We start from the raw sequence: 26,499 nt of genomic DNA, 5'->3' as shown, positions 1-26,499 counted from the left end.
GAAAGTAGAGCAAATTTCCGCCAATCTTAGGGCGGTGACGGGTAAAACGTTTTACTGATCACCGCAACCGGGACACCTTTCACCTTGTATTGGAAGCATTACATGCCTTTCGGAGCTTTCAGCCTTTATACTTGTCCTAAGCTATAAGTCGCCACTGCCCGGAAGCCCGCTTCCGGCTCATACAGACAGTGGGGCGCCTTGAAGTAGGACGTATAAAGAGACTCCTTATGCTTAGCCATCGAATTGCCGCACTCGCTTCCGGCCTTTCCTTTTCACTGCTGGTCCTCCTCTCGCCAATCGCTCTGGCAGAAGTTGAAGATCTCAAACCCCACCAGGACCAGGGCGGTACGGCCCGTGAGATCGTCAGCAAGCTAGAGATGCTGCACTACAACAAGCTCAAGGTGGGCGACGAAATGTCCGCCGGGCTGTGGGATGAGTACATCGACAGCCTCGACCCGAGCAAAAGCTACTTCCTGTCTTCCGACATCAGCGAATTCCGCCAGTGGCGCACCAAGCTGGACGACGACCTGAAGGCGGGCAATGTGGATCGCGGCTTTGAGATCTACAACCGCTACCGCCTGCGGGTATCCGACCGTCTCAACAACATTATTTCCCAGCTCGATAACGGCCTGCCCAAGTACGATTTCAACGTCGAAGAATCCCTTGAACTGGATCGGGAAGACAGCGACTGGCCTCAATCCATTAGCGCTGCTGACGATCTGTGGCGCAAGCGGCTGAAAGGCAGTGTGCTGAGCCTGCGTCTCACCGGTAAAAGCGATGAGGAAATCGCCGATCTGCTGTTGCGCCGCTACAAGGGCCAGCTCAAGCGCCTCGGCCAGCAGAATTCAGACGACGTGTTTGAGCTCTACATGAACTCCCTCACCCGCCTTTACGACCCGCACAGCAACTACCTGTCTCCGCGTTCGCTGGAGAACTTCAATATGAGCATGTCGCTGTCGCTAGAAGGTATCGGCGCCGTGCTGCAGATGGAAGATGAGTACACCAAGGTCGCGCGCCTGGTTGCTGGCGGCCCCGCTGACCGCACCGGCAAGGTCAAGCCGAACGACAAGATCGTTGCCGTCGGCCAGGACAAGGAAGGTGAAATGGTCGACGTGGTCGGCTGGCGCCTGGACGATGTGGTGGACCTGATCCGCGGAACTGCGGGCAGTTACGTTCGCCTGGAAACCATTCCCACTGGCGGCGATGGCACCCACCGAATCATTACCATCCAGCGCAGCAAGGTGAAACTGGAAGATCAGGCGGCGAAGAAAGCCGTGTTTGAATTCAGCGAAGGCGACCAGACCTACAAAATCGGCGTGATCAACCTGCCGACCTTCTATATCGATTTTGAGGCCTACCGCCGCCGCGACCCAAACTACAAGAGCACCACCCGCGATGTGGCAAACCTGCTGGAAGAGCTGCAGAAAGAAGGTGTTGATGGCGTAATTCTCGATCTGCGCAACAATGGCGGCGGCTCCCTGCAGGAAGCCACCATGCTCACCGACCTGTTTATCGACCAGGGTCCGGTAGTGCAGATCCGTCATGCGAATGAACAGATCTCCCGCCACAACCGTTCACGCTCCCGCGCCATGTACCGCGGGCCGCTGATGGTGCTGATCAACCGCCTGTCCGCCTCCGCATCGGAAATTTTTGCCGGTGCCATCCAGGACTACAACCGCGGTCTGGTGGTCGGCAACCAATCTTTCGGCAAGGGCACGGTACAGACCATGGCGCCGCTCAAAGAGGGCCAGCTGAAAATTACCCAGTCCAAGTTCTACCGGGTTTCCGGCGATAGCACCCAGCACGCAGGCGTATCACCGGACATCAGCATGCCACAGCTGATCGACAGCGAAACCGTGGGTGAAAGCGCCTACGATACCGCCCTGCCCTGGGACCGTATCCACGCCGTGCGCCACGCGAAGTATTTCAACCTGAAAGAGATGGTGCCCGAGTTGTCGCGCAAGCACGAAAAACGGACCGAGACCGATCCGGACTTCGTGTTCCTACGCGAGCAGTTCAAGTACCAGATCGATCACGCCAAGCAGAAAACAGTGTCTCTGAATGAAGCTGCGCGCGAGCAGGAACGTGCGCAGATGAATCAGGAAATGCTGGACATGGAAAACAAGCGTCGCCTGGCCAAGGGACTGGAACCTTACGCCAGCTTCGAGGCTCTGGAGAAGAGTGAATCGGAGGATACCGCACCAGTCGGCGGCCCCGTGGATATCACCCTCGAAGACGACCCCGTGCTTAACGAAGCCGGGTTCATCATGGCGGATTTCATTGGCCTCAACAAACGCACCAGCCCGCCTCAGGTTGCCAATTTTGATTGAGCACTGAGCGATAGTTAGAACAAGTGGGCCGGATTAAACCGGCCGTCAATGACACCTGGCCCGGCATTCGCGCGACGAATCCCGGGCTTTGGTTTTTTATGATTTACGGGGAGGGAAGAAATTGAAAGTCATCTCGTTTAACGTCAACAGCATCCGCGCGCGCTTGCATCAAATGGAAGCGCTTGTGCAAAGCCACTCGCCAGACATCATCGGCCTGCAGGAAACCAAGGTCACCGACGAGGAATTCCCTCTGGATGTAGTCCGGGACCTGGGCTATGAAGTCATCTACTTCGGCCAGAAAACCCACTACGGCGTCGCCCTGCTCTCGCGTTATCCGTTCCTGAAAAAGCAATACGGCTTCCCCACCGATGCCGAAGACGCCCAGCGCCGCCTGGTCGCCGGTCAGTTCGATATCGGCGCAGACAAACCATTGACCGTCATCAACGGCTATTTCCCTCAGGGGGAAAACCGCGAGCACCCGGTCAAGTTCCCCGCCAAACGCAAATACTATGCAGATCTCGATGCCTACCTGAACACCAGCTGCGACAAGGACGCGCCGGTACTCGTGGTGGGCGATATGAATATTTCCCCCACCGATCTCGATATCGGTATTGGTGAACCTAATCGCAAACGCTGGCTGAAAGATGGTAAGTGCAGCTTCCTGCCGGAAGAGCGGGAGTGGCTGGAAAAACTGCAGGGCTGGGGGCTGGTGGACACCTTCCGTGCACAGAATCCGGAAACCCACGACCTGTTCAGCTGGTTTGATTACCGCAGCCGTGGCTTCGAGCGTGAACCGCGCCGCGGCCTGCGCATCGACCTGATTCTCGCCAGCCAGTGCCTTGCGGAGAAATGCGTGGCCACCGGTATTGATTACGATATCCGCGGTATGGAGCGCCCTTCCGATCACGCGCCCGTATGGGCTGAATTCAAGATCTAATCGTTTTTTAGAAAGGATCGGCGCTATCGCAGGTTGTGCGATAGCGCATTCTTTACAGCGGACACCTTGTCGCTTAGTGAATACAGCTCGACGAGCCAAAATTCTCGCTAACGTTGTGTAGAGACACGACTAAAGAATCGACATAGGGGTGACGTGTAATATTGTTTCAGAGGAAAAGTCGAAAATACCTGAAACGACAATCACCAAGGAGATTGCGCTTCTGACACCTCACGTTTCGTTCACGTCGAAGATTTAGAAAGACGCAACGGCCTGTCATTGACAGGCCTTTTTTTTTAACTGAACGGAATGAGGCTACTCGCCGAGCCACCGTTCCAGCGTTTCCGCCAGACTATCCTTGCTTAGCGGCTTGGTAAGGAAGTCATCCATTCCCGCCGCAAGGCAGCGACCTTCAAACTGCTCTTCGGTGGTGCTGGTCAAGGCGATCACCGGCAATCGATCGTCGGGAGAGTATTCGCTTTCCCAGTGGCGCAGCCGCTCGATGATCTCTGCGCTGTGCGAGGTATTTTGCTGGCAGTCCACCAGCAGCAGATCGTAACTGTTGTCGGGCAGCAGACCGAGCGCAGCCTCCACCGACGGTACCACCTCCACCTGATAGCCGAGTGCCTGCAACATTTCCTCGGTGACGCCCTGATGCTGACGTGACTCCTCGATCAGCAACAGCTTGCGCTTGCGGTTAACCTCCACGCTAGTGCCGACCACGCGACGACTGGTTTTCTTGATGCCACCGAACAGACGCACAACCAATGCATCGTGGAATTCCTTGCGCGTCAGCGGGCGCGACAGGTACTGCGCCTCCGGATCTAGTGCCGCGAGGGGCGCAAAATGTTTTTTGTGTCCGAGGCTGCCCACACAAAGCAGCGGGAACTTAGCCGGCGTATGACGCACGGCAGAGCTAATCACCTGCGTAACCTCGCTGAGCAGCCGCGACTCACCCATCGCCGGCGCTAGGATTACCAGCTGACCACGGCCTATGGATTGCAGCAGCTCATCGGTAGGCTCGGTGCTGCCGTCAGCCCAGTTCTTGCTGGTCACGTTCATTCCGAATGATTCCAGCACTTGCACGATACCGCTGACGAACAGCCCCTTCTGGTGCAGCACCAGTACATCGGTATCCTGTAGGCGGCGATCGGGCTGCAGATAGATTCGCTGATTGGGCTCGATTTCGAACTTGATCACCGCAAGATAGCGGTTGCCATCGTCCGAGGAGTGCAGCTGCAGGAAACCGCCCATGGCTTCGGCCAGCCCTTTGGCAATATTCAGGCTGAGCCCAGTGGTTACCTGGGTAGTATCCCGACGCGAAAAAGCGCCGAACAACTCGGATTCGTCCGGCAGGATTTCACCGCAACCATTGTCACTCAGCTTGATAGTGAGCTGCCCTTCCCCGGCACCAATTTCCTCAAAGATGACGTCACCCCAGAGCTCGCCGTTCTGGGCGATGATGGTGGCGGAATCCACCAGATTGCGAATCAGCTGTGCGGTCTTGCGGTTGTCCCCGGTCACCATGACCGGAAGATCTTCGTTGATCTGGAAATTGAACTCGAGGCGCTGGCGCTGTGCCGCTCGGGCCGCCACCTTGAATGCTTTTTCCAATGTGCGCACCAGGTTGAACGGTGCCTGGCGCAGATGGATATCCTTGCGCGCCACCCGGGTGAACATTCCCACGTTATCCACCAGCTTCAATTGCTGATTGCTGGCGTACTTCGCCAGCTTCAACCACTCCCGCTGGCGCTCGGTCAGGCGATCCCCCTCAAGCAGAGCCAGTGCGCCCAGGGAATCGGACAACTGACTGCGGAACTCCTGCCCCACATTGGCCAGGAACTCGTTGGTGACTTCCACTGCAGCATCGGAACTCTTGCGTGCGGCAGCAAGTTTGCTGGCCTTTTGTTGCAGCTCTTGCATGGCCGCCACACGATCCCAGTAATTTTCCGACTCGCGACGGGCCTGGTGGGCCATCAACCACACGAACGCCAAAGTCAGCGCCCCGTAAATGGCCCCCAGAATTTCACCGGTTAGTACGCCTTCCACGGCGGCCGGCAACAGGGAGGCGGCAAAAAACCAGGTCAGAAAACGGTAATAAGGTGCGAATACCGAAGCCACACTCGCACAAAATACGACCGTATACAGCCAAAGGAACTGTGAGGATGGCGAAAAACCCAGCAGGAATACGTGGCAAAATACAATCACGCCCCACCAGATGGCTCCGATGGTGGATGCGAGGAAATAGCGATGCCGCCAGCGTTTGGGACCGGTGGCATAGATATGCTCAAAACGGAAAACGTAGTAACCCCGCACCAGGGTTACCAGCACCAGACCAAGTGCCAGCACCAGCACAAGCCTCGGCGCCATAGTGCGCAGCTCGCCAATAGCGATGGCGATGGCAAATGCCGCCAGACTGAACAGCAGTCCGCGCCGGCTGTATTTTGCGATACGAGTATCGGTATTGCGGCAGACGCGACGGTCCTTCTGGACCTTCAGCTCGGGGTGATCAAATAACGGCATAAGACGATTCCGGCGAACGCTCCCTGTATCCGACTCGCGCTAGCAGCGGGTCAGGAGTCACTGAGACCTTACTGGCCCACACCCATGACTTCAACCAGTACGGTTTTCACCACAAAACCCAGTAAGCCCAGGCCAAGGGCGATAAACAAGATAAAGGTGCCAAAACGTCCGGCTTTGGACTCCTTGGCCAGATTCCACACGATAAACATCATGAATAGGATCAGACCGCCAATTCCCAATAACAGGGAGTACTCTTCAAACAACTCAAAGCTCATGGCACAAATTTTCCGCGTCGATTCTCGGGCTTAACACCACACCCCGACGTCCAGTAGCCGGAGAAAAATTGGCGCGTATTGTATAGGAGCTATGGGTGCGAAACCACGAGTTAGCGGCAGATGGGCTGGGAATCCACCTATGTATTTACGCGCCTTGATAGTAGTCGCTGTCGTCGATACGGGTGCCACACTTGATACGGCGGACTTCCCGGTCGCGGTAGCGGCTGTCGTGCCAGCAGCGCGGCAACGCCTCCCCAGACAAGAAAAGCAATTGCGATTTGTCGAATACCTCAGGGTCTTGCACCTCTTCTCCCCAGAGATACCGACCGACCACGGTCAGCTCATAGGGGTTCGAGAGAGTGACGATATCGGCGACATCGATAAGGTGGTTGGATCCAGCATCTCTTAACAGCATTATTGGGCCCCTGTTTCTCATCAATACCCTTGAGTATAGGGAGAATCTGGCGCCATCTCCGACGTAATTTCATCCCAATTTTGCGCGCTTTCGGCGCCACACCAAAGACTGGAGAAGAGCTAAAAATTTACAAAATCGAATCCGTGAGATATCTTTTTCTCAAATAAAACGAATAATCAGAAAGATCGAGCAAAAAACACCCTCAAATAGTGCAAGCTGGACAATCTTCAACAGCCCCTTAGACCACACTTCTATTCACGCTCGGCACCGCGAGTAAAACCCCTCGTCGACTGCCGGTAAAACCCCAATAAGACGCCGCCGGGGATCCGGAATAAACAGACTGCCGCCGTCTAAATTACCGCTCCAGTGTCAATCGCGCCGATACCATCCCCTCCTCCGCCAGAGCATCGACACTGACCGAACGGATGATAAAGCGCTGCTGCAGCAGGGTATTGAGCCAGGGCTGCAGATCCTGATAGCGCGCTTCGTCGATCCAAAGGCGGATGCGACCGTCCCCCTCGGGTTCAAACCGCTTGATCGTGACCTTGTGATTATTGGCTGCCGCCGTCACCCGCTGTAGCAGGGTGCCCTGGGCCTGAGACTGGCTACCGCTGGTGCGCTGAATGCGCTCGAGCTGCGGGCGCTGTTTCTCAATCCACGCCACCAGCTCCCGCGACTGCTCGGCCTCAGCACGGGCATTGTCGAAGAACGATTGCGCCGGCTTAAACAGGCCAAACACAACGAATACCGCACCCAGGAACAACCCCAGCATTCCAAGCGCGCGCTGGTCATTTGCTGGCAGGGCTGCCCATTTCCGGCGCCACTGCTCTATCGTCTGCTTCATATTCGGTCGATGATCTATCTGGTTGTTATCTAAACGGGCACTCAGCCCACTGATTATCTGGCCCGCAGGCTTCAGCGCAGCCGGATTCGCCCCGACACTCCGTCTTCCAGTTCGTTGGCGGCGAGCAACTCGGCTTTGAATTGGCTTCCATCGTTGAGCTTGCCAACCACCGCATCAAGCTGACCCAGGTTGGCCGCGCGCAACTGCAGTACCAATTCGCCGCGATTACCATCGAAACGCAGGGATTGCAGTTTCAGCTCGCCCTGTTTGCCCGTAGTCCAGACCGCGCTCAGTTGTTGCAATTGGCTGGCAAATTCACCTCCGCCACCAGAGGACTGATTCAGGTAGCCATTTACCTGGCGGCGCAGATCAATGCCCGGTGAATCGCCAGGGAAGATTTCGCTGAACAGGCTGCGGGCTGCCTCATCGGCCTTGCCCGCCTGGATCTTGTAGTAGATCCCCGCGCCCGTGAAAAACACCAACTGCAGCGCAAAACAGGCGGCAGCCGCGATCGCCGGCTTTCTCCACCAGGGGCCTGCGTCAGTTTTCAGGGAAATCTGGTAATCACCGCTCAGCAAGTTCCCGGGGATATGGGAGCCCTGCGCCTTCAGCCATGCCGCCTCGGGGCCAACTTCCACAACTTCGACACTCCCGAGCTGTTGGAAGGTCGCGAGTTCCAACTCGGTAACATCGCCATATAAGCGCATGGAGGCTTCCCGGTCACCGGATACAGCCTCGTCGTCTTCGTCATCGCAAGCAAAAAGACTTTCCGCAATGATGCCTGCGAGCGGACGACTGACGGTAAGACCCCGCCCGGAACCCTGCCAGAAATGTGCTTTATCCCGTTCCAGCCAGACAGATGAGCCGGCCCCATCGGCGAGCACACGGTATTCAGGAATGGCGGCAATAACCGGCCAGCCCAAGCGCTCAATCTGCTGCTTGAGCGTATCCAGCTTGGCGCTGGCAATGGCCATCACACAACAGAGGTCGCCATCGACCGGGTCGCAAACAAAGTGGAGGTCTTCCACATCTTCGGCCAGCTGGTCTTCAACCATATAGCCCAGTGCACTGCTCTGGCGCCGCGCGGCACGAGGCACCGTCTCCAGCCCGCTCCACACCCAGCTGCCAGGCACGATGAGCACGGCGCGCTCGCCGGGCTCGAATGCGAGCTCCCCTGCTTCAGAGGGTTCCGAGCTAGCAGTTTCACCCTGGTTATCGCCGCCGACTGCCGTCTCTTCGGCGCCTTCCGCGGTACCCAACGCCGCCGCTTCTTCTTGCCCATGCATCGACTCGGAAGCATCCGGCGCAAACGCGCGCTGGAAATTGCGGCCGGTAACGACAGGATGCCAACCGTCCGCTTGCCAGTGCTGCAGGAGTACACTGCCGGCGGGCAACTCCCGGTCGCCGGTATACGCTCCGGCACCCGGCTCCCACAGGCGCAATAATTTCAGTTCCTGGCTCAATTAATCCCCCAGTAATTCCTGCAATAACTGCCCGGAAAATTCACGCCGCTGGCGTTGTATTACTTTGACTCGACCGGTTCTGGAATCCAGCTTGAGAATGGACTCCCAATACTGGCGATGCTCCAGGCCCAGCTGCACGGCGATATGCGCGACATAATACGCGCTGTTGAATTCCACTTCTCCCCCGCCACTGATGCCGAACCCCGACAGGTCCGCCATCTGTGCAAAGGGGGTACCGCTCTCACGCTGCGTGATCAATCCGGGAATGTTCGCACTCGGGAACACCGCTGCCAGCAGCTCCTGGGAGGCGGTATTTACATTGATTCTGGTGCCGACCTCCGGCAATGCGCACAGTTGCGGCTCAATACGCTGCCACTCCTCCGCATCAATGCCCTGCACCACACTCAGCTCAGATACATCGGTAATCAGGGTGTCTGGGGTCCGGTGTGCCAGCTCCCGCCCGAGATAGCCGCTGTCTTCGGTGTCTGAAGCAAGTGGTGTATCGCCCGGATCTAACCAGTCTTCGATGGCGAGCGCGCTCTCCGGGTTGCCGCCGAGATTGCGCACCAGCCGCTTCAGGATTTCGCTGTTTTCGTTGGCCCCGTTGCCAGCTCGAGGCTGGGTTAAATTATTTACATTAAAACAAGACTGCAAGTCATTGATCTGTATGCGGATTTTTCCATTTCCCGGATTGAATTCCGCAAGTCGCTGGGCCCAACCTTCCATCAGGTTGTCGCTGGCGTTACCCGCAACCCGATCTTCCTCAAAGTCCCTCTCCAACGCGATGATGGCCCAGGCTTCGGCCCCCTGGACGAACTCGGCCAATTGGGTGTTGGCGAGAATGGCGCTGGTACGAGAAATCGCCAGGCGATTGCGTGTCACCGCATGGGTAACTGCGGCAATGGCTATCACCATTACCAACAGCACGGTAATCAGGGCGACGCCCCGCTGTTGCTGGAGACCGGCGCGGATCACTGAGACTCCCCCGAATCACCTTTACCGCCATCGCCGTCGTCGTCGCGGCTGCCGGGATCATCGCTTTTGCGTCCTTCACCTTCGCCTGCGTCCTCATCTTCGCCGCCACTGTCGCCGCCGTTATCGCCGCCGTTATCGCCGCCGGAACCAGAGCCACCACCATATTCGATCGTATATTCAGGCAGTGAAAACACACGCCGTATTTCGCCAGCACTGCGGGTTACTAGGGTGATCTCGATCGCTTCCGGCAGGCGCAGATCCACCTCACCCGGTGTCATGGTGGAAGACGCCGGCGGCCACTGGGCCAGCCACACCTCGGTATCTCGATCGTAGTAGCGCAGATTCAGATCGATGATGCCGTCCAGAATGGGCTCAGCGACCGGCTCCGAATCAGGGCCGCGATCAAGTATGCGCCAGCGGCTGCGCAACAGCAGCGTGGTGTCGTCACCCTGATCGCGCTCCCGCCCGCGCACCGAATCCTGTTCCGGGTAGCCGATCCCATAATGCAGGCGCAAGAGGTTGCCTCGGGGTTCACCGGTCAGGTTGGCCGCCCCCAGGCGGGTAAATTCGAATTCATTGGATACGCCCTGGAATGCCGGCTCATAGCCGCTGTAGGCATTTTTGACTGGACGTACCGTCAGCTGGCGCAGGTCGTCATCCAGCCGGTACATGGCCATCGAGAGACGACGCATTTCCTCGGCACGGGCCGTGAGCACACGGTCGGTGGTGAAAAACGATTCCAGCAGTGAATAGGAGCCGATGCCGATGATCGATACGATCACCAGCACTACCATGATTTCTATAAGTGTGAAGCCGCGGCTGCGGCTGAATTGCGAGCTACTCATGGACTCACCGCGGTGGAATCTGCCTGTGCCACCCAGGAATCGATGGTGAGGATTGGCGGCTTGTCCGGCCAACCCACTTGCACAACGATATGACGCATTCTCGGCTCGCTAGTGCCCGTCACTTCGGCGCTCACCTGCCACTCACGTTCAGACAGGGTCAGCTTTTCAGTCTTCTTTCCCAGTGGCGGCCACTCGGTACGCAGGCGAATTTCGGCGAGAGCCTGTTGCGCAACCCAGTTGGCAGCGAGGCGCTCTTCCAGCGCTGTCTGCTGCCGCACGCTGTCCTGCATGGTCTTGAGGACGCTGGCGGCAATCACCCCGAAAATGACCAGCGCGACCAGAACCTCCACCAGGGTAAAGCCCTGCTGCCCGGCAGCCATTCGTCGTGGGGCAACTCGGCACTCAGTATTCATCGGCCTGCCACTCCAGTTCCTTACCATTCAGGGTGCTGTAGGAAATGATCGCGCCCCGGCCGTCTTTGCCATCCTTCAGCAAAAAAAAGCCAATTTCCACCGGCAGAACCTCACCACTGGAGAGCGCTGCAAACTGGGGTAACCGCTCCTCTTTACCTTTGCCACCACGCGAACCACTGCTATTGCGATTACCGCCAAAGCTCGATTGCTGACTGGTGGCACCAGGCATTTCAGTCTGCGAGAGCACCTCGATACGCATATTGGGCGGAAGCTCGTGGGCGGCAAAACGGCGGGCATTGGCGACATTCGGCGCCGCGGAAAAATCGATTTCCTGCCATTTCATGGCGCTGGAGTCGTAGCGAACCACCTGATAACTGCGCTCTTCAAAGACCACCCCGTAATGGGCTTTATCGATGAGCGCGCGGTCCGCCACCAACTGTAGGAGGTTACCGAGCCGCTGGACCTCACCAGTCCACTTGCGGCTGTCGGTATTGTTCAGGGAGAGCGTTGCCATGCCCGCCAGTGAGGCGATGATGACAATCACCACCAGAAGTTCGATCAGGGTAAAACCCCGTTGGCAGCGGGCTGCAACGCGCATGGTTGTTTCAGGTCAGTATCAGAGTTCAGACGCAACCAGGTCGGCGGATTCGCCCTCTCCACCCGGTTTGCCGTCGGCACCCAGGCTGAACAGGTCATAGGGGCCGGAGCTGCCGGGGCTAATGTACTGGTACTGGTTGCCCCACGGATCTTTCGGCGCCTTCTTCAGGTAGGGCTCGGTCCAGTTCTTCGCTTCCGGAAATCCTGACGGCTTGGTCACCAGCGCCTCCAGACCCTGGTCAGAGCTCGGGTACACGAAATTGTCCATGCGATACATATCCAGCGCGGTGGAGATGGCACGCAGGTCGACAGTCGCGGCCTTCACTCGCGCCTCGCCGGTGCGGCCCATAATGTTCGGCACCACAAGTGCACCCAGCACACCCAGAATCACGATCACCACCATGATTTCGATCAGGGTAAAACCCCCGTTCTTACGCATGTTTCTCATTTTTCACCTCTTATATAAGCGATTGTGCGGCCAGCAAGCTTGATACTTTGCCGCATTGTTCATCTATTGAACAGGTCTGGCGGTCGTCACACCACCAACTGATTCATGCTCATGATGGGCATCATGATAGCCATCACAATAAACAGCACGATCCCAGCCATCACCAGCAACATGATGGGCTCAAACAGACTGACGAAGGCGGTGACCGCGCCCTGGAGATCGCGTTCCTGGTTTTCCGCCGCCCGCACCAGCATCTGGTCGAGGGTGCCGGAGGACTCGCCGCTGGCAATCATGTAGGTCATCATGGGCGGGAAGTATTCCACGTCTTCCAGTGCCCGCCGCAGACTGCCGCCCTCGCGTACGAATTTCTGCGCGACCTGCAGCCGCTCTTTCAAATAGTCATTTCCCATAACACCACTGGCGATGCCCATGGCCTGCACCAGCGGCACACTGCTCCCGGTCAGGATGGCCAAGGTGCCCACGTAACGCGCACTCTGGCCACCGCGCACCAGCCAGCCGACGACCGGCATATCGAGCAGCCGGTGATGGAAGCGATAGCGGAACCCGGGTTGGCGCAGCAGTAGGATCCAGCACACCACCAGCAACACGATTGCCGGAGGAATCATCCAGCCCCAGGCAGAAATAAAGTCACTGATGGAGACGAGAATCCGGGTAGCGAGGGGCAACTGCTGGCCGGTACCGGTAAACACTTCGATCACGTCGGGCACCACGTATACCATCAGACCGGTCACCACCAGCACACAGATGACCACCAGCACCAGCGGGTAAATCAGCGCCAGCTGCACCTTCTGCCGGAACACCTGCTGGTTTTCGGTGTAATCACCGAGACGCTCAAGTACCTCGTCCAGATGCCCGGAGTGCTCTCCGGCCTCCACGGTGGCGCGGTAGAGCTTGGGGAATGCGCGGGGAAAGCTGCCCAGCGCCTGCGCGAAACTGTGACCTTCAAGTACCTTGGCGCGGACCGCGAGTACAATGCGTCGCACCTTCTGGTTGCGGGTCTGGTTGGCGATGGCGCCAAGGGTTTCTTCAAGGGGGATGCCGGCACGTAACAGCGTGGCAATCTGCCGCGTCAGCAGTGCCAGCGCCTTGATACCAAGCCCCGGACTGCCGGAAAGCAGGTTGCCGGATGAGGAAGCGGCAGTGGAATCTGCCGCGGGAGTAACCTCCAGCGGAATTAGGCCTTTCGCCCGCAGCTGCTGACGCGCCGCCTTGGCGCTGTCCGCCTCGAGCGTGCCGCGATTTTTGCGTCCGCCATTGTTGAGGGCGGTGTACTCGAATGCACCCATCTCAGGACTCCTGGGTTACCCGCAGTACTTCTTCCAGTGAAGTGATTCCCGCCAGCACCTTGGCCATGCCGTCGTCGCGAATGCTCGGCCCCAATTTGCGGGCCTCCTGAACCAGTGCACTTTCGGAAGTGCGATCGTGGATCATCTGGCGCAGTCTCTCATTTACCGGCACCAGCTCATAGATACCGACGCGACCGAGATAACCGCTGTGGTTACATTTTTCACAGCCGCCGGGGCGGTAGATGGTGGCACGTGCGCCCTCCTCCAGACCCAACATGCGGCACTCGAAGGCATCGGCTTCATGGGGTTGGCGGCATTCCGGGCAGAGCACCCGCACCAGCCGCTGTGCCAGCACGCCGATGATACTGGAGGACAACAGGAACGGTTCAATACCCATATCCACGAGGCGTGTAACCGCGCCCAGCGCAGTGTTCGTGTGCAGCGTGGACAGAACAAGGTGACCAGTCAAACTCGCCTGAATGGCGATCTGCATGGTTTCGAGGTCGCGAATCTCCCCGACCATCACCACGTCCGGGTCCTGACGCAGGATGGCGCGCAGACCACGAGCGAATGTCATATCCGCCTTGGTATTCACCTGGGTCTGGCCGACGCCTTCCAGGTTGTACTCCACGGGATCTTCCACCGTGAGGATATTCTTCTCGCGGTTATTGATACTGGCGAGGCCCGCGTAAAGGGTGGTGGTTTTACCGGAACCGGTAGGACCGGTAACCAGCAGGATACCGTGGGGCCGCCCCAGCAAATCCATCATCACCTTGAGATCGCGCTCGGCCATGCCGAGATTGCGCAGATCCATCTTGCCGGCCTGCTTGTCCAGCAGGCGCATCACCACCCGCTCGCCAGCGGAGGACGGCATGGTGGAAACCCGCACGTCCACTTCGCGCCCGCCCATCAGCAGGGATATCCGGCCGTCCTGGGGCACGCGTTTTTCCGCGATATCCAGCTTTGCCATGACCTTGATGCGTGACACCAGCAATGGCGCCAGCGCGCGGCGGGGCTGCAGCACCTCCCGCAGTACACCATCTACCCGAAACCGCACCACAAGGCGCTTCTCGAAGGTTTCGATATGGATATCCGAGGCACCCTGCTTCAGGGACTCGGCAAAAATGGCATTGATCAGCTTGACGATGGGTGCATCGTCTTCCTGCTCGAGCAGGTCCTCAGTTTCCGGCAGGGAATCCGCCACCGCGGCCAGGTCCAGGTCATCTCCCAGGCTTTCCACGTCGGAAAGATTGCCACCCTCGCGGTTTTCATACTGCCGCTGCAGAGACTGCTGGAAGCTCTCCTGATCCACCGCGGCGACGCCCAGAGGCAGCTCGCACAGGCGCTGCACTTCCGCCAGCACCGACGGGGTTAGCGGCGCCACATATTGCAGCACCGGCGTGCCATCCACTTCCGCCAGCAGTACCTGATGGCGCTTGGCGAAGGCGTAAGGCAGACGTTTTACCGCTAGCGCCGTCATTATTTGAAGTCCTCAGGCTCCAAAGGCGGCACTTCTTCCTGCTGCTCATAGGTGGCAGCGGGGGGCAGTAGATCCGGCAGGACTTCACCGCGGTTCCAGTCCCAGACACGGCTGGTGTTGTCGCGCAGTTGCAGTTGCTTCTCCTGCATGTCGCGGTAGCGGCGGCGGGTTTCCTCGTAGCCGGCAATCTGATTGCTCAGAATGCGCGGGCGCAGGAATACCATCAGGTTGGTCTTGTCGACGGATTTGTCCGAGTTGCGGAACAGGCGACCGATCCCCGGGATATCGCCGAGCAGCGGTACCTTCTGGTTGATTTCCGTGACCTTGTCTTCGATCAAGCCGCCCAGCACCAGAATGGCGCCATCGTCGATCAGCACCTTGGTGCGGATTTCGCGCTTGCTGGTGATGATGTCCGCGGCCTGCCCGGTGACCGGAAGAACGTTCTCAACCTTCTGCTCGATCTCCAGGGTTACGGAATTGTTGTTGTTCACCCGCGGCGTGACCTTGAGGGTGGTGCCCACGTCCTGACGCTGAATGGTCGTGAACGGATCGTTATTGCTGCCGGACAGCAACTGTTCGCCGGTAATGAACGGAACGTTCTGGCCGACGAGGATCTCTGCTTCTTCGTTATCCAGCGCCATGATGGTCGGCGTGGACAGGATATTGGCGTTGTTCTCACTGGCCATGGCATTGACCGCAACCCGCACGTCAGTGCCGGTAAGGAAACCGAGGTTGAGACCGGAGCGCGCAAGGTTCAGCGGAGACAGTGAAAACGGATTGAATTCGGAGAGGACATTGCCGTCATCATCGATGATCGGGGTCTCCGCAAAATCGTTTTCAAACCCGGCGAAAACATCGTCGTTATTGCCGGCAATCCATTTCACGCCCAGTTTGTTACCGGTACCTTCGGTTACCTCGACAATAATCGCTTCGATCAGTACCTGGGCGCGGCGCACGTCCAGCTTGGCGATAACGCCCTTCATGGTTTCCAGCAGCGAGGGCGGCGCAGTGAGAACCAGCGCGTTAAGCTCTTCGTTGACCTGAATGCTGACCTCGACATCCGCAACCTGCTGGTCCTTTTCCGTCTTCTGGATGCTGCCACTCATACCCTCAAGGATCGGCTTCAGATCTGTGGCACTGGCGTACTGCACGTAAACCACCGCGGTGTTGCCCTCACCGGAGAGCGGCTGGTCAAGGCGCTCGATGATTTTTTTCAGCTGTTGACGGATAACCGGGTCGCCGGTCAGCAGAATCGCGTTGGAGCGCTCATCTACGGCAATGCGCAGCGGCTGGACATCGCTGCCCGCCTGCTTGCCACCGCCCTGCAGCAGCTCATTGATCACCTGCTTGACCTCTTTGGCAGAGGCGAACTCCAGCGGTACCAGCTCGATGTCAATGGCGCCAGCGCGATCGAGCTGTTTGATCAGGCGTACGATCTGCTCAATGTTCGCGGCGCGGTCGGCAACAATCAGGGTGTTGGTATCTGCATAGGCGGCCAGGTGGCCAGTCTGGGGAATAAGCGGTCGCAGCATGGCGATCAGCTGAGCTGCAGAAATGTTATCGATCTTTACGGTGCGTACAACCAGCGCTTCGCCGGGCGCGCGAGTCAGGTCATCCACCACCGGGATTGCCTGCTGCTTGGCAAGTGCATCCGGCACCACCTTCCAGGCATCGCCCTGCTCCACCAGGCTAAAGCCGTTGACCTGCAGCACCGACATGAACACGTCGAATGCCTGCTCATGGGTCATCGGGTCACCGGCGACCACGGTAACCTTTCCCTTAACATTGGGGTGGACGATGATGTTCTTGCCGGTGAAGTCCGCCGCCCAATTGATCAGGTCGCGAATATCGGCGTTATCCAACGAAAGCGTTACCCGCTCAGGCGTGCTCCGCACCCTCTCCGTGGACGTCTGAGCCAGCACCGAAAACGACAACAAAAAACTCAGGGCGACTGATACCAGTCGTCGGTGAAACACGCGAATCATTATAAATCTGGCTCTAATTCTTATCTGTTCAGTTGTGATGGTCTTAAATATTGCGCCCAATCCCCCTCGGGCGCTTTAAACCGGTTCAGTTCGCAGATCGCGCGCCCTGCCGGTCCCTCGCCATTTCACGCAACTGCTCAAGGCGTTCGCGAATTGACTGTTGCTTGTCCGCACGGTCAGACGCCGCATTGGCACTGATGACCTCGGCGGCCTGTTGCGCGTAACTGGCGTACTGTTTTGGCACTGTGGGGCGCCCATCAGCATCCGGATAGGTCAGTTTTTCCATCTGCCCGTTGCGACGAAGAATAATATGATCGACCTCAACGGAGTAGACTTCTGCGCCACCGGGCAGCTTGTGCCCCACATAAACACGCTCCGCGGGCTTACCGCGCTCAGATACGAGTGCACTGGCACGATCATTGACGCTGCTACTGAGCACGCCGGAAAGTACCAGATTCAACTGCGTAATGGGAATGTTGGCGAGGTCAATTTCGGGCACGGCTTCCGTTTTTACGGCAGCAACACCGAAAAACGCGGTGGCCGGCAGTGAAACCGCGGCATTGGTACCAACACTGCGCGTGCTGCGCTCCGCGAGCAGGCCACTATCGGTATCAGTCGGAACGGCGAGATGCCCATAGGCCAGAAGGTTCACCGCAAACCAGCCGCCGATGACCGCGGTGGTTGCCAGCAGACTACGTTTTGCCGTGTTGGCCCCCGCTGTGGCGGCGGAACCCTGCAGAGCGGATGTGATTGTACGCTTCACTAAAGACATGACTAGACCCGCCTCTAATAGATGGCTGCCGTACTACAGACAGCTCTTATTCTTTATTGGGCGCCTATTCTCGTGGCTTGAACCGAGAAAGGCAACGTTACCGCCCACATAAGAACAAAACTTAACCACTTCAAAACTATTGCAGCACAGGCCCCAATGCTCCGCATCAATAAAAAAGGCGGCTTGCGCCGCCCTTTCACTGATCCCAGTATATTTCTTACCAGTTACAGTTTTGTTTCAAGCTCAGGTACCGCATCAAACAGATCCGCTACCAGGCCATAGTCCGCCACGGAGAAGATGGGCGCTTCTTCATCCTTGTTGATGGCGACGATCACTTTGGAGTCCTTCATACCAGCCAGGTGCTGGATGGCTCCGGAAATACCTACTGCAATATACAGATCCGGGGCAACGATCTTGCCGGTCTGACCGACCTGCATGTCGTTGGGCACGAAGCCGGCATCAACCGCAGCGCGGGATGCACCAACCGCTGCACCCAGCTTGTCGGCAACCTTGTACAGCAGTTCAAAGTTGTCGCCATTCTGCATACCGCGACCACCAGAAATGACCACACGCGCGGCGGTGAGTTCCGGACGGTCAGATTTCGCCAGTTCTTCGCCCACGAATTTAGAGAGGCCGGCGTCATCGACGATGCTCACCTGCTCCACTGCTGCACTGCCACCTTCCGCCGCAACCGGGTCAAATGCAGTGGTACGCACAGACGCCACCTTGATGGCATCAGAGCTCTGAACGGTCGCAATCACGTTACCGGCGTAGATCGGACGCTTGAAAGTGTCCGGGCTTTCTACCGCGATGATGTCAGACAGCGGCTGCACATCCAGCAGCGCCGCCGCACGCGGCAGCATGTTCTTGCCAGTAGTAGTGGCCGGCGCCAGTACGTGGCTGTAGTTCTTACCCAGGTCCGCCACCAGTTTGGCCACATTCTCTGCCAGCTGATGCTCGTAAGCGGCATTGTCCGCTACCAGAACCTTGCTCACGCCATCAGCCTTGGCGGCAGCTTCAGCTACTGCGCCACAGCCGCTACCGGCAACCAGCACGTCGATATCGCCACCGATGGCCTTGGCCGCAGCGATAGTATTGAGAGTTGCGCCTTTCAGCTCGGCGTTATCGTGCTCTGCAATTACAAGAATGCTCATCAGATTACTTTCGCCTCGCTTTTCAGTTTTTCCACCAGTTCTGCCACATCGGCAACCTTGATGCCAGCCTGACGCTCGGCCGGCGGCTCGACTTTCAGGGTTTTGGTGCGCGGGGCAATGTCCACACCCAGCTCATCCGGGGTGGTGGTATCAAGCGGCTTTTTCTTGGCCTTCATGATATTGGGGAGAGAGGCGTAGCGCGGCTCGTTCAGGCGCAGGTCGGTGGTGACTACCGCGGGCAGTTTCAGCTCAACGGTCTGCAGGCCGCCGTCGATTTCACGGGTTACCTTGACTGAAGCGTCTTCAACATTCACCTCGGAGGCAAAGGTGCCCTGCCCCATACCGGTGAGCGCTGCCAGCATCTGGCCCGTCTGATTGTTGTCGCCGTCGATGGTTTGCTTGCCGAGAATGACCAGTTGCGGTGCTTCTTTTTCCACCAGCGCCTTCAAACACTTGGCAACCGCCAGCGGCTGCAGTTCGGCATCGGTCTCGACCAGGATACCCCGATCGGCACCCAGTGCCAGCGCAGTGCGAATCTGTTCCTGACACTGTTTTGGGCCCATGGAAACAGCGACGATCTCGCTGACCACACCCTTCTCTTTCAGGCGAACCGCTTCTTCAACCGCGATTTCGCAGAAGGGGTTGATGGACATCTTCACATTCGCAATGTCCACATCAGAACCATCCGCCTTGGGGCGGACTTTCACGTTGTAATCCACAACGCGTTTCACAGCTACAAGAACTTTCATGAAAATCCCGTCTCAGTAGTCTACTTGGAAGTTGCGAGCCCGCAGCCATCACAGCGCTGACGCAACATGGGTAACTCGGGCAGCCTCCCGGCCGAGTACATGGCGGCCCAGCCTATCCCGCCTGCAGCGGGAGAAATCAGGCACCTGCGGGCCCCCCGCAAGTTCAAACAGTTGTTTGAGCGGCGTGTATGTTGGCCCTTTCAAAAGGCAAAATCAATAGTTGAATACTAAGCCTAGCAGCCATTCACAAGATCAATTTCAGGCCATAATTCAGGTATATTTTCATGACCGAAACGCTCCGGTCTGCACTGCTTTTGCCAGCGGAATTGAAAAATCCTGCAATTGGTAGGCTTGTTCGATGCTCTATATAATGCATCGGTTTAAAAAGGGCCGGCCATAATTCGGCGGCTGAATAACTACATATGCTGAGGAGTGACCTGTGGAACGCGAGTCAATGGAATACGACGTAGTGATCGTGGGCGCCGGCCCCGCCGGACTTGCCGCCGCGTGCAAACTGCGTCAGATCAATGAAGACATTTCCGTTTGCGTAGTGGAAAAAGGCTCCGAGGTGGGCGCGCACATCCTGTCCGGCGCAGTATTTGAACCAACCGCCCTGAACGAACTCTTCCCGGACTGGAAAGAGCGCGGAGCGCCACTGGAGACTGCCGTCAAGGGCGACGACATCTACGTACTGCGCGGCCCCGAAGCGTCACTCAAAGTCCCCAATGCACTGGTGCCGAGCACCATGCACAACGAGGGCAACTACATCATCAGCCTGGGCAACCTGTGCCGCTGGCTCGCTGAACAGGCCGAAGCTCTGGGCGTCGAGATCTTCCCGGGCTTTGCCGCTGCCGAAGTTCTGTACAATGAAGACGGCTCGGTCAAAGGTATTGCCACCGGCGACATGGGCGTCGGCGCCAACGGCGAGCAAAAAGACAGCTACATGCCGGGCATGGAGCTGCACGCCAAATACACTCTGTTTGCCGAAGGTTGCCGCGGCCATCTGGGCAAGCAGCTGATCGCCAAGTTCTCCCTGGATGCCAACCGCGATCCCCAGCATTACGGTATTGGTATCAAGGAAATCTGGAAGGTCGACAGTGCCAAACACCAGCAGGGTCTGGTGGTCCACACTGCCGGTTGGCCACTGGATGAATCCGGCTCTGCCGGTGGTGGCTTCCTCTATCACCTGGAAGACGACCAGGTAGTGGTTGGCCTGATTACCGACCTCTCCTACAGCAACCCGCACGTTAGCCCGTTCGACGAATTCCAGCGCTACAAGCACCACCCGGTGATCAAGCAGTACCTGGAAGGCGGTCAGCGCATCGCCTACGGCGCCCGCGCTATCGTCAAGGGCGGCCTGCAGTCACAGCCGAAGATGACCTTTCCCGGCGGCCTGCTGATCGGCGACGATGCCGGCACCCTGAATTTCGCAAAGATCAAGGGCAACCACACCGCGATGAAATCCGGCATGCTGGCGGCGGAATCCGTTGCCGAAGCACTGGCGGCGGAGCGCGCGAGCGACGAACTCACCGATTACAGCGAGCGCTACAAAAACAGCTGGGCCTGGAAAGAGCTGCACATGCAGCGCAACTTCGGTCCGGCACAGCACAAGTGGGGCAACATCATTGGCTCCGCCTATGCATTCATCGACATCAACCTGTTCAAGGGCAAACTGCCCTGGACCCTGAGCGACAGCAAAGCGGACCATGCCCAGCTGAAGCCCGCAGCCGACTGTAAAAAAATCAATTATCCGAAACCGGATGGCAAGCTGAGCTTCGACAAGCTCTCCTCGGTGTTTATTTCCAACACCAACCACGAGGAAGACCAGCCCTGCCACCTGACCCTGAAGGACAGCGACATTCCGCTGAACCACAACCTGCCGATCTACGACGAACCCGCGCAGCGCTACTGCCCTGCCGGGGTATACGAAGTGATTGAAGAAGCCGGCAGCAAACGCTTCCAGATCAATGCGCAGAACTGCGTACACTGCAAAACCTGCGACATCAAAGATCCCACCCAGAATATTGTGTGGGTGGCACCGGAAGGCGGCGGCGGCCCCAACTACCCCAACATGTAAATTACTGAAGCAGTCAGTTATTCAGGGCACCAATGGTGCCCTTTTTTATGCCCGATCTTTATCAACCGATTTCGGAACAGGTGACAGGCCAATAAAAAAAGCCAGGTGCCGTTGCCGGCACCTGGCGTATCAGCAATCCCTAGTGGTTTGTGGCCCTCAGGAATTCTTACCGTTTTTTAGAATTGGTACTGTGCACTCAGCGAGAATGACTGACCGGGCTTCTCTTCAAACACGATTACGCCAGCACGCTCAATCTCAATAGCCTCATCCAGCAGGTTCTGCATCTTGGCCTTGACGGTGATTTCCGATGTCGGATACCAGGAGTAAGTCAGGTCCAGCGAGTGGAACGGCTGTTCGTAGGCATCCGGCGCACCATTACGGCCCGCCAGGTACAGACGATCACCAAACATGTTGTAGCCCAGGGTTGCCGAGTGGTTGCCGTCCGGTGAATCAAAGCCAATCAGCATGTTCACCACATAGTCGGAGGCACCTGTCATATCGCGCACCGGATTGGTCGGGGCGTCCGCTTCGGATCCAGCTTCCAGCTCGGTCTCCTGCACCGTCAGGTTGCCCTGCAGGAAGAAGCTATCCATGAATTCACCCATGAAGCCAAGCGTCTTCAGACCCTCGATTTCAATGCCAGTGATCTCACCGGATTCCGCATTAATGATTTCACGCGCCACGTTGGTATCACTGGATGCCAGCTCGAAGAATTCGATCGGGTCCGCGATATCTTTGTAGTAAGCAGAGATTGTCAGGTTATCGCCATTATCAAAGAACCATTCCCCGCGGAGATCGATATTGGTAATTTCAGACGGACGCGCATTGGGGTTGCCCTTGATCTGCTCATCGGTAATCGGGTCAATGTAGATTGCGTCGGTAATCTCGCGCAGGTCCGGGCGTACGGATGTTTTACTGGCACCGAAACGGAGCTGGAAGGTTTCCGCCCACAGCGAACCCATGTACGTCAAAGATACAGACGGGTAAACCGCATCTTCTATATAGGTAGCTTCACGCAGCTCTTCCGGATCATTGGTGATCTGCGGATCGTCCAGCGTGTAGCCGTAGGGGTTCCAATCCAGCGCCACCTGGTTGTACTCCTCCCAGCGAGCACCGGCGGAAAGACGCCAGGTTTCGTTTAGAGTCCAATCAACCTTGCCGAAGGCGGCATCCGTCAGGGTCGCAGCAATATAGCTCTGGTTGTTCGCACCCGCGCGGTCGAACACGTAGTTGTTTTCCCCATTGGTGATCTGGTCATCACCGAATACATCACTCAAGCTGCCACCCAGTGAGCCGGAGTCAGCTACGGTAAGCGCACCGAGGCGGAATTCAGTCTGCTTGTACGTACGCCCCTTCTCGGTACGCGCGTATCCGCCACTCAGCTCCAGGGTTGAACTGGAAAATTCAACAGGCAGAGTAGCGCTCCAACCGTAATTGGTGACCTGGTCTTTCAGCTCAGTGAAACGGAACGCAGAACTGTTAACGCCAGTGCTCACGGCAGAAGTGACCACCTCGCCAGCGGCATTGGTGATGGTATCAGCACTGATACTTACTTCATTGGGAATATCGGTTTGCGCGGTTGCATCGGAATAGAACCAATCTACAACCAATTCTTCTGGAGCCCAGTTCAACAGGCCACCCGGCACCAGCGCCTTGCTGGCCGGCCCCATCTGGTGACTACCTTTGACCTGGTTGAGCATCAAATCACGCTCTTCGTACTTGAGCGCGTACTCGCGGAATCCACGGCGGTCGGAAACTTCCCGGTTTTCATTGAAGTAATCGCGAATGGAAGCATCGTCATCCGTATTGCGCAGATAGAGGCTGGTAAAGGTGACCTCCTGCTCATCTGCATAACGCACGCCCAGGTTCACGTTAGCACTCAGATCCACTGAATAAGTTGAAGTGTTTTCGGTATCAATGCGCTCTTCCGGGAAACCGTAGGCGCGCTTGATGGTCTCCTCTTCACGCCAACGGTTCTTGTAAGAACCTCCAGCCAGAAATCCAATTTCCCAGTCATCGCTGAGAATAAAGCTATTGCCGACACTGGCTTTCACGTCCATATCAGGCTTGCTGGACTCTTCTTCCAGGCTTACGTCGCGATTCAGATTCAGGGCCAATTCACGATTAACCTGCTGGGCCGCAGCGATCGCTTCCGAGGCAGAGTCATAAACGTTGCCTTCCGCCTCAAGCACCTGGCGAATATCCTGAACCCCCAGACGGCCCTTAAAGCGCTGCAGCGCTGCCTGCAGTTCCGCCGGCATTGCGCGGGTACCATCGTCGGTACCGAAATCATCATCGCCACCGCCGTTATAGCTGAGCACGTTACCGTCGGTTTCGGTATTCATACCGCTGCCCAGTTCGAAGGAGTAGGTCAACGAATCGGGGATACTCTTGGTACGGATATCAACGTTACCACCGCCAAAAGTGGCCGCCTGATCGGCCGAATAGGATTTTTGTACGGCCAGGGAGTCCACTACGGAAGTCGGGAAAATATCCAGCGGAATCACGTTCCGGGTCAGATCGGGTGAAGGCACCGTTGCACCATTCAGGGTAGTGCTGGAGTAACGCTCACCGAGACCGCGGACATATACAAATTTGTCATTGACCAGAGACAGGCCCGATACCCGGCGCAATGCTGCAGCAACGGTAGAATCGCCCACACGGCCAATCATTTCGGAACCGAGAATATCGGTCACCACTTCGTCATCCAGGCGCTCCATGACCAGCGTTTCCGCAGAGTCCTTCAGGCGCCCTTGAACCATGACTTCTTCAATTTGCTGCGCTTGCGGGCCAGCGATGCTATCCATCGCCACTTGCGCAAATACATTAGGAGCAATGACGGAGGCCGTGGCGATAGCCAGTACCAGCGGCGCTCGTTGAAATTTTTCGTGCTTAATCATTTCCCAGGCCTCTTACCGTTCCTGCTTGTTGTTCTGCAAGCTTGATCTGAGTAATAAATAGATCTTCCAATTACTTACGTCAGAATCAAACAGGGCGCCGTCCCCATTGCTTGAGGGCGGCGCCCTTCAAGATCGGGAGGTTCAAACTCCCGATCTCACCCAGCCATTACTGCTGCTCAAACCAAAGAGCTTGCGCGCGGCTGCCTTCATGAAGACCGTAGGTCCAACCCTGGGTCCAGTCGCTGCCACCAGTGCTCAGGGCGCCGAAGAAAGCACGCTCAACCGGAGAGATGGTGATCGCAGCATCGTTCACCATCATGCTGCCAGTGGCGATGGAGAAGATTGACGGAGTACCTTCGAGTACCTGGAAGCCGGTGTCAGCGGCCGCAGTCGGGTTCAGAGCGGCATCAGCCGGAACGTTGGCGAAAACGTTGCCGTTAGCTTCCGCCCACGCCTGCAGAGTATCCACGCCGATCGGACCACCCTTGGTTTTGTCGGTACATGCAAAGATGTTGGAAGTGATCGCTGCATCGGCACCCGCTTCCAGAGCCGCGATCGTCTCGTCGCTCTCTACGCGCAGACAGTAGTTGCTGCCGTCAGCACCTGTGCCATCAACATTGAAAGAGCCGATCACCATGGAGTTGGTGATCATCGGGTAGATACCCTCACGGAAGCGCCAGCCGGCACTCGGATCGTGGGTAACGGTGTCTGCGCCAGCACCAGAGATGATGCAGGTAAGACCATCAATCACCGGACGGCTGTTCAGGCCAGCAGCGATCAGTGCGGAGTAGTCATTAGCAGCGTCGTAAGATCCAATACCGTCGGACTCGATACAGTGGTTACCGTCGGTTGCACTCTGGATAACCAGGGCATTGGTAATAGAACCGCTCCAGCCTTCGTCGATATCAATGGAATCATCGCGTACGTACAGGGCAACGTAGTTTTCAAAACTTACCGCACCACCGAACATTTCGATGCCGTCATCGTAAGTGGAGTACACCTGCAGGTTCTTGACGATGGTACCGCCACCAACCGCGCCAAAGCTGATACCGTTCAGCTCGTCACCGTTAGACACTTCTGCACCGGTGTGTTTGACACGAACGTATTCCATTTGACCGGAACTGTCGTTGTTGTTGTCACCACCGTAGTTCGACTGATCTTTGCCAGCAGAACCTTCCGCCAGAACGTGGCACTCAGAAGTTTTCAGTTCCGCGTCGTAGGAACACTTGTTGGTGATACCGAAACCGTTAATAACCATACCGCCCCACTGCTGCACATCTTCGGCACCAACAGTGCCTTCAACGTCAGAAAGGGAAGTAAAGGTGATGGGATCTTGCGCAGTGCCAACCGCAAGCAGCTGGGAACCACGGTTGACCACCATAAACTTGGTACTATTCGGGAAAGCAACGGTGGCACCGGCCTGAACCGTCAGCTTGGCACCGTCACCGCCTTCAGCGATGCCGGCAGCAGCCATGGTGGTATCGTCGTCGTAGTTGTTACCGACGAACAGACTGCCCTCAAAAATGTGTGCGCCACCGTTTTCCAGTGCCGGAATAACCAGATCAACGGTCAGTGGGTTACCGGAGTCAACGAAGCTTGCGTTGTAGGTACAGTTTCCGGTAGCAGAGTTGAAGGCACCCTGCTTAACTTGACCGGCTTTTTCATAGGAAGCACACGGATTGCTTTGATTGCCACCGTTGTCGCTGCCACCAGTAGAGTTGTCTACAGAATTATCTTCGTTAACTGGAGCAATATTGATACCGCCGCTGTCACAGCCAGCCAGCAGACCAGTGATAGCAGCCGCAAGCAGCAACTTCTTGGTTACAAGTTTCATGGATCCCCCTAACAAGGATGAAGTGAATTAATCCGTGACTATTTTTTTGGGCCAAAGCAATTTGGACGAGGGGGAGTCTAGGAAGGGAGTGTTGCGAAAATGTTACGAATAACAGCAGTGAAACAAAAAACGATTCGAATACGGCAAAAAAATTTCAATATGAAAGATTAATTACAAAT

The 26,499-nt window shown here is 57.0% G+C and carries 21 protein-coding genes; 3 read left to right on the top strand and 18 right to left on the bottom strand.

Going from position 1 to position 26,499, the window contains the following annotated elements; genetic code table 11:
• Positions 1 to 227: 227 nt before the first annotated feature.
• Both VIL80_RS09275 and xthA read left to right on the top strand, forming a co-directional pair.
• Positions 228 to 2,330 carry a carboxy terminal-processing peptidase gene (locus tag VIL80_RS09275; RefSeq protein ID WP_332035828.1) on the top strand — a complete coding sequence of 701 codons (2,103 nt, stop codon included), beginning with the start codon at positions 228 to 230 and terminating at the stop codon, positions 2,328 to 2,330.
• A gap of 121 nt (positions 2,331 to 2,451) precedes the next feature.
• Complete coding sequence (gene xthA / locus VIL80_RS09270) at positions 2,452 to 3,267, top strand: exodeoxyribonuclease III (protein WP_332035827.1); 816 nt, start codon at positions 2,452 to 2,454, stop codon at positions 3,265 to 3,267.
• A 312-nt stretch (positions 3,268 to 3,579) separates the two neighbouring features.
• Here the strand turns inward: xthA and VIL80_RS09265 are convergent, their stop codons facing one another.
• The 16 genes from VIL80_RS09265 to VIL80_RS09190 form a co-directional block, all read right to left on the bottom strand.
• Positions 3,580 to 5,787 (bottom strand): hybrid sensor histidine kinase/response regulator, encoded by a 2,208-nt coding sequence (locus VIL80_RS09265; RefSeq protein WP_332035826.1) that lies wholly within the window; start codon positions 5,785 to 5,787, stop codon positions 3,580 to 3,582.
• Positions 5,788 to 5,855: 68 nt separating this feature from the next.
• Positions 5,856 to 6,062: a DUF2788 domain-containing protein gene (locus tag VIL80_RS09260; protein ID WP_318954046.1), complete on the bottom strand. Its 207-nt coding sequence runs from the start codon at positions 6,060 to 6,062 to the stop codon at positions 5,856 to 5,858.
• Between the two features lie 145 nt (positions 6,063 to 6,207).
• Positions 6,208 to 6,477 carry an acetyltransferase gene (locus tag VIL80_RS09255; protein WP_318954045.1) on the bottom strand — a complete coding sequence of 90 codons (270 nt, stop codon included), beginning with the start codon at positions 6,475 to 6,477 and terminating at the stop codon, positions 6,208 to 6,210.
• Positions 6,478 to 6,832: 355 nt separating this feature from the next.
• Positions 6,833 to 7,321, bottom strand: coding sequence for a type II secretion system protein M (locus VIL80_RS09250; protein WP_332035825.1), 489 nt, complete (start codon positions 7,319 to 7,321; stop codon positions 6,833 to 6,835).
• 71 nt (positions 7,322 to 7,392) lie between these two features.
• On the bottom strand, positions 7,393 to 8,784 hold the full coding sequence (gene gspL / locus VIL80_RS09245; protein WP_332035824.1) for a type II secretion system protein GspL: 1,392 nt from the start codon (positions 8,782 to 8,784) through the stop codon (positions 7,393 to 7,395).
• Entirely contained in the window at positions 8,785 to 9,759 is a 975-nt protein-coding gene (gspK, locus tag VIL80_RS09240) for a type II secretion system minor pseudopilin GspK (protein ID WP_332035823.1), read from the bottom strand.
• Positions 9,756 to 10,604: a type II secretion system minor pseudopilin GspJ gene (gene gspJ, locus VIL80_RS09235; protein WP_332035822.1), complete on the bottom strand. Its 849-nt coding sequence runs from the start codon at positions 10,602 to 10,604 to the stop codon at positions 9,756 to 9,758. The genes gspK and gspJ overlap by 4 nt, the downstream gene beginning before the upstream one ends.
• Positions 10,601 to 10,984 carry a type II secretion system minor pseudopilin GspI gene (gene gspI, locus VIL80_RS09230; protein ID WP_332035821.1) on the bottom strand — a complete coding sequence of 128 codons (384 nt, stop codon included), beginning with the start codon at positions 10,982 to 10,984 and terminating at the stop codon, positions 10,601 to 10,603. The genes gspJ and gspI overlap by 4 nt, the downstream gene beginning before the upstream one ends.
• A gap of 22 nt (positions 10,985 to 11,006) precedes the next feature.
• Positions 11,007 to 11,615, bottom strand: a complete 609-nt coding sequence (locus VIL80_RS09225; protein ID WP_332035820.1) for a type II secretion system protein — start codon at positions 11,613 to 11,615, stop codon at positions 11,007 to 11,009.
• A gap of 18 nt (positions 11,616 to 11,633) precedes the next feature.
• Entirely contained in the window at positions 11,634 to 12,062 is a 429-nt protein-coding gene (gene gspG, locus VIL80_RS09220; protein ID WP_332035819.1) for a type II secretion system major pseudopilin GspG, read from the bottom strand.
• Between the two features lie 86 nt (positions 12,063 to 12,148).
• Entirely contained in the window at positions 12,149 to 13,369 is a 1,221-nt protein-coding gene (gene gspF, locus VIL80_RS09215; RefSeq protein ID WP_332035818.1) for a type II secretion system inner membrane protein GspF, read from the bottom strand.
• A 1-nt stretch (position 13,370) separates the two neighbouring features.
• Positions 13,371 to 14,849 (bottom strand): type II secretion system ATPase GspE, encoded by a 1,479-nt coding sequence (gspE, locus tag VIL80_RS09210; RefSeq protein WP_332035817.1) that lies wholly within the window; start codon positions 14,847 to 14,849, stop codon positions 13,371 to 13,373.
• Entirely contained in the window at positions 14,849 to 16,711 is a 1,863-nt protein-coding gene (gene gspD / locus VIL80_RS09205; RefSeq protein WP_332035816.1) for a type II secretion system secretin GspD, read from the bottom strand. Before gspD ends, gspE begins: the two co-directional genes overlap by 1 nt.
• 208 nt (positions 16,712 to 16,919) lie before the next feature.
• Positions 16,920 to 17,606 (bottom strand): type II secretion system protein N, encoded by a 687-nt coding sequence (locus tag VIL80_RS09200; protein ID WP_332035815.1) that lies wholly within the window; start codon positions 17,604 to 17,606, stop codon positions 16,920 to 16,922.
• A gap of 224 nt (positions 17,607 to 17,830) precedes the next feature.
• Positions 17,831 to 18,760 (bottom strand): electron transfer flavoprotein subunit alpha/FixB family protein, encoded by a 930-nt coding sequence (locus VIL80_RS09195; RefSeq protein WP_332035814.1) that lies wholly within the window; start codon positions 18,758 to 18,760, stop codon positions 17,831 to 17,833.
• Positions 18,760 to 19,509: an electron transfer flavoprotein subunit beta/FixA family protein gene (locus VIL80_RS09190; RefSeq protein ID WP_332035813.1), complete on the bottom strand. Its 750-nt coding sequence runs from the start codon at positions 19,507 to 19,509 to the stop codon at positions 18,760 to 18,762. The genes VIL80_RS09195 and VIL80_RS09190 overlap by 1 nt, the downstream gene beginning before the upstream one ends.
• A 454-nt stretch (positions 19,510 to 19,963) precedes the next feature.
• Here VIL80_RS09190 and VIL80_RS09185 point away from each other — a divergent pair, with 454 nt between their 5' ends.
• Positions 19,964 to 21,586, top strand: coding sequence for an electron transfer flavoprotein-ubiquinone oxidoreductase (locus VIL80_RS09185; protein WP_332035864.1), 1,623 nt, complete (start codon positions 19,964 to 19,966; stop codon positions 21,584 to 21,586).
• A gap of 176 nt (positions 21,587 to 21,762) precedes the next feature.
• On the opposite strand, the gene VIL80_RS09180 is transcribed toward VIL80_RS09185, so the two are convergent.
• Positions 21,763 to 24,486 (bottom strand): TonB-dependent receptor domain-containing protein, encoded by a 2,724-nt coding sequence (locus VIL80_RS09180; RefSeq protein ID WP_332035812.1) that lies wholly within the window; start codon positions 24,484 to 24,486, stop codon positions 21,763 to 21,765.
• Positions 24,487 to 24,652: 166 nt separating this feature from the next.
• Positions 24,653 to 26,320 (bottom strand): beta-helix domain-containing protein, encoded by a 1,668-nt coding sequence (locus VIL80_RS09175; RefSeq protein WP_332035811.1) that lies wholly within the window; start codon positions 26,318 to 26,320, stop codon positions 24,653 to 24,655.
• Between the last annotated feature and the right edge of the window lie 179 nt (positions 26,321 to 26,499).

This window comes from Microbulbifer sp., assembly GCF_036563125.1.
Lineage (GTDB): Bacteria > Pseudomonadota > Gammaproteobacteria > Pseudomonadales > Cellvibrionaceae > Microbulbifer.
Note: the sequence above shows the minus strand (reverse complement) of the source record. Positions and strands in the feature narration are given on the sequence as shown.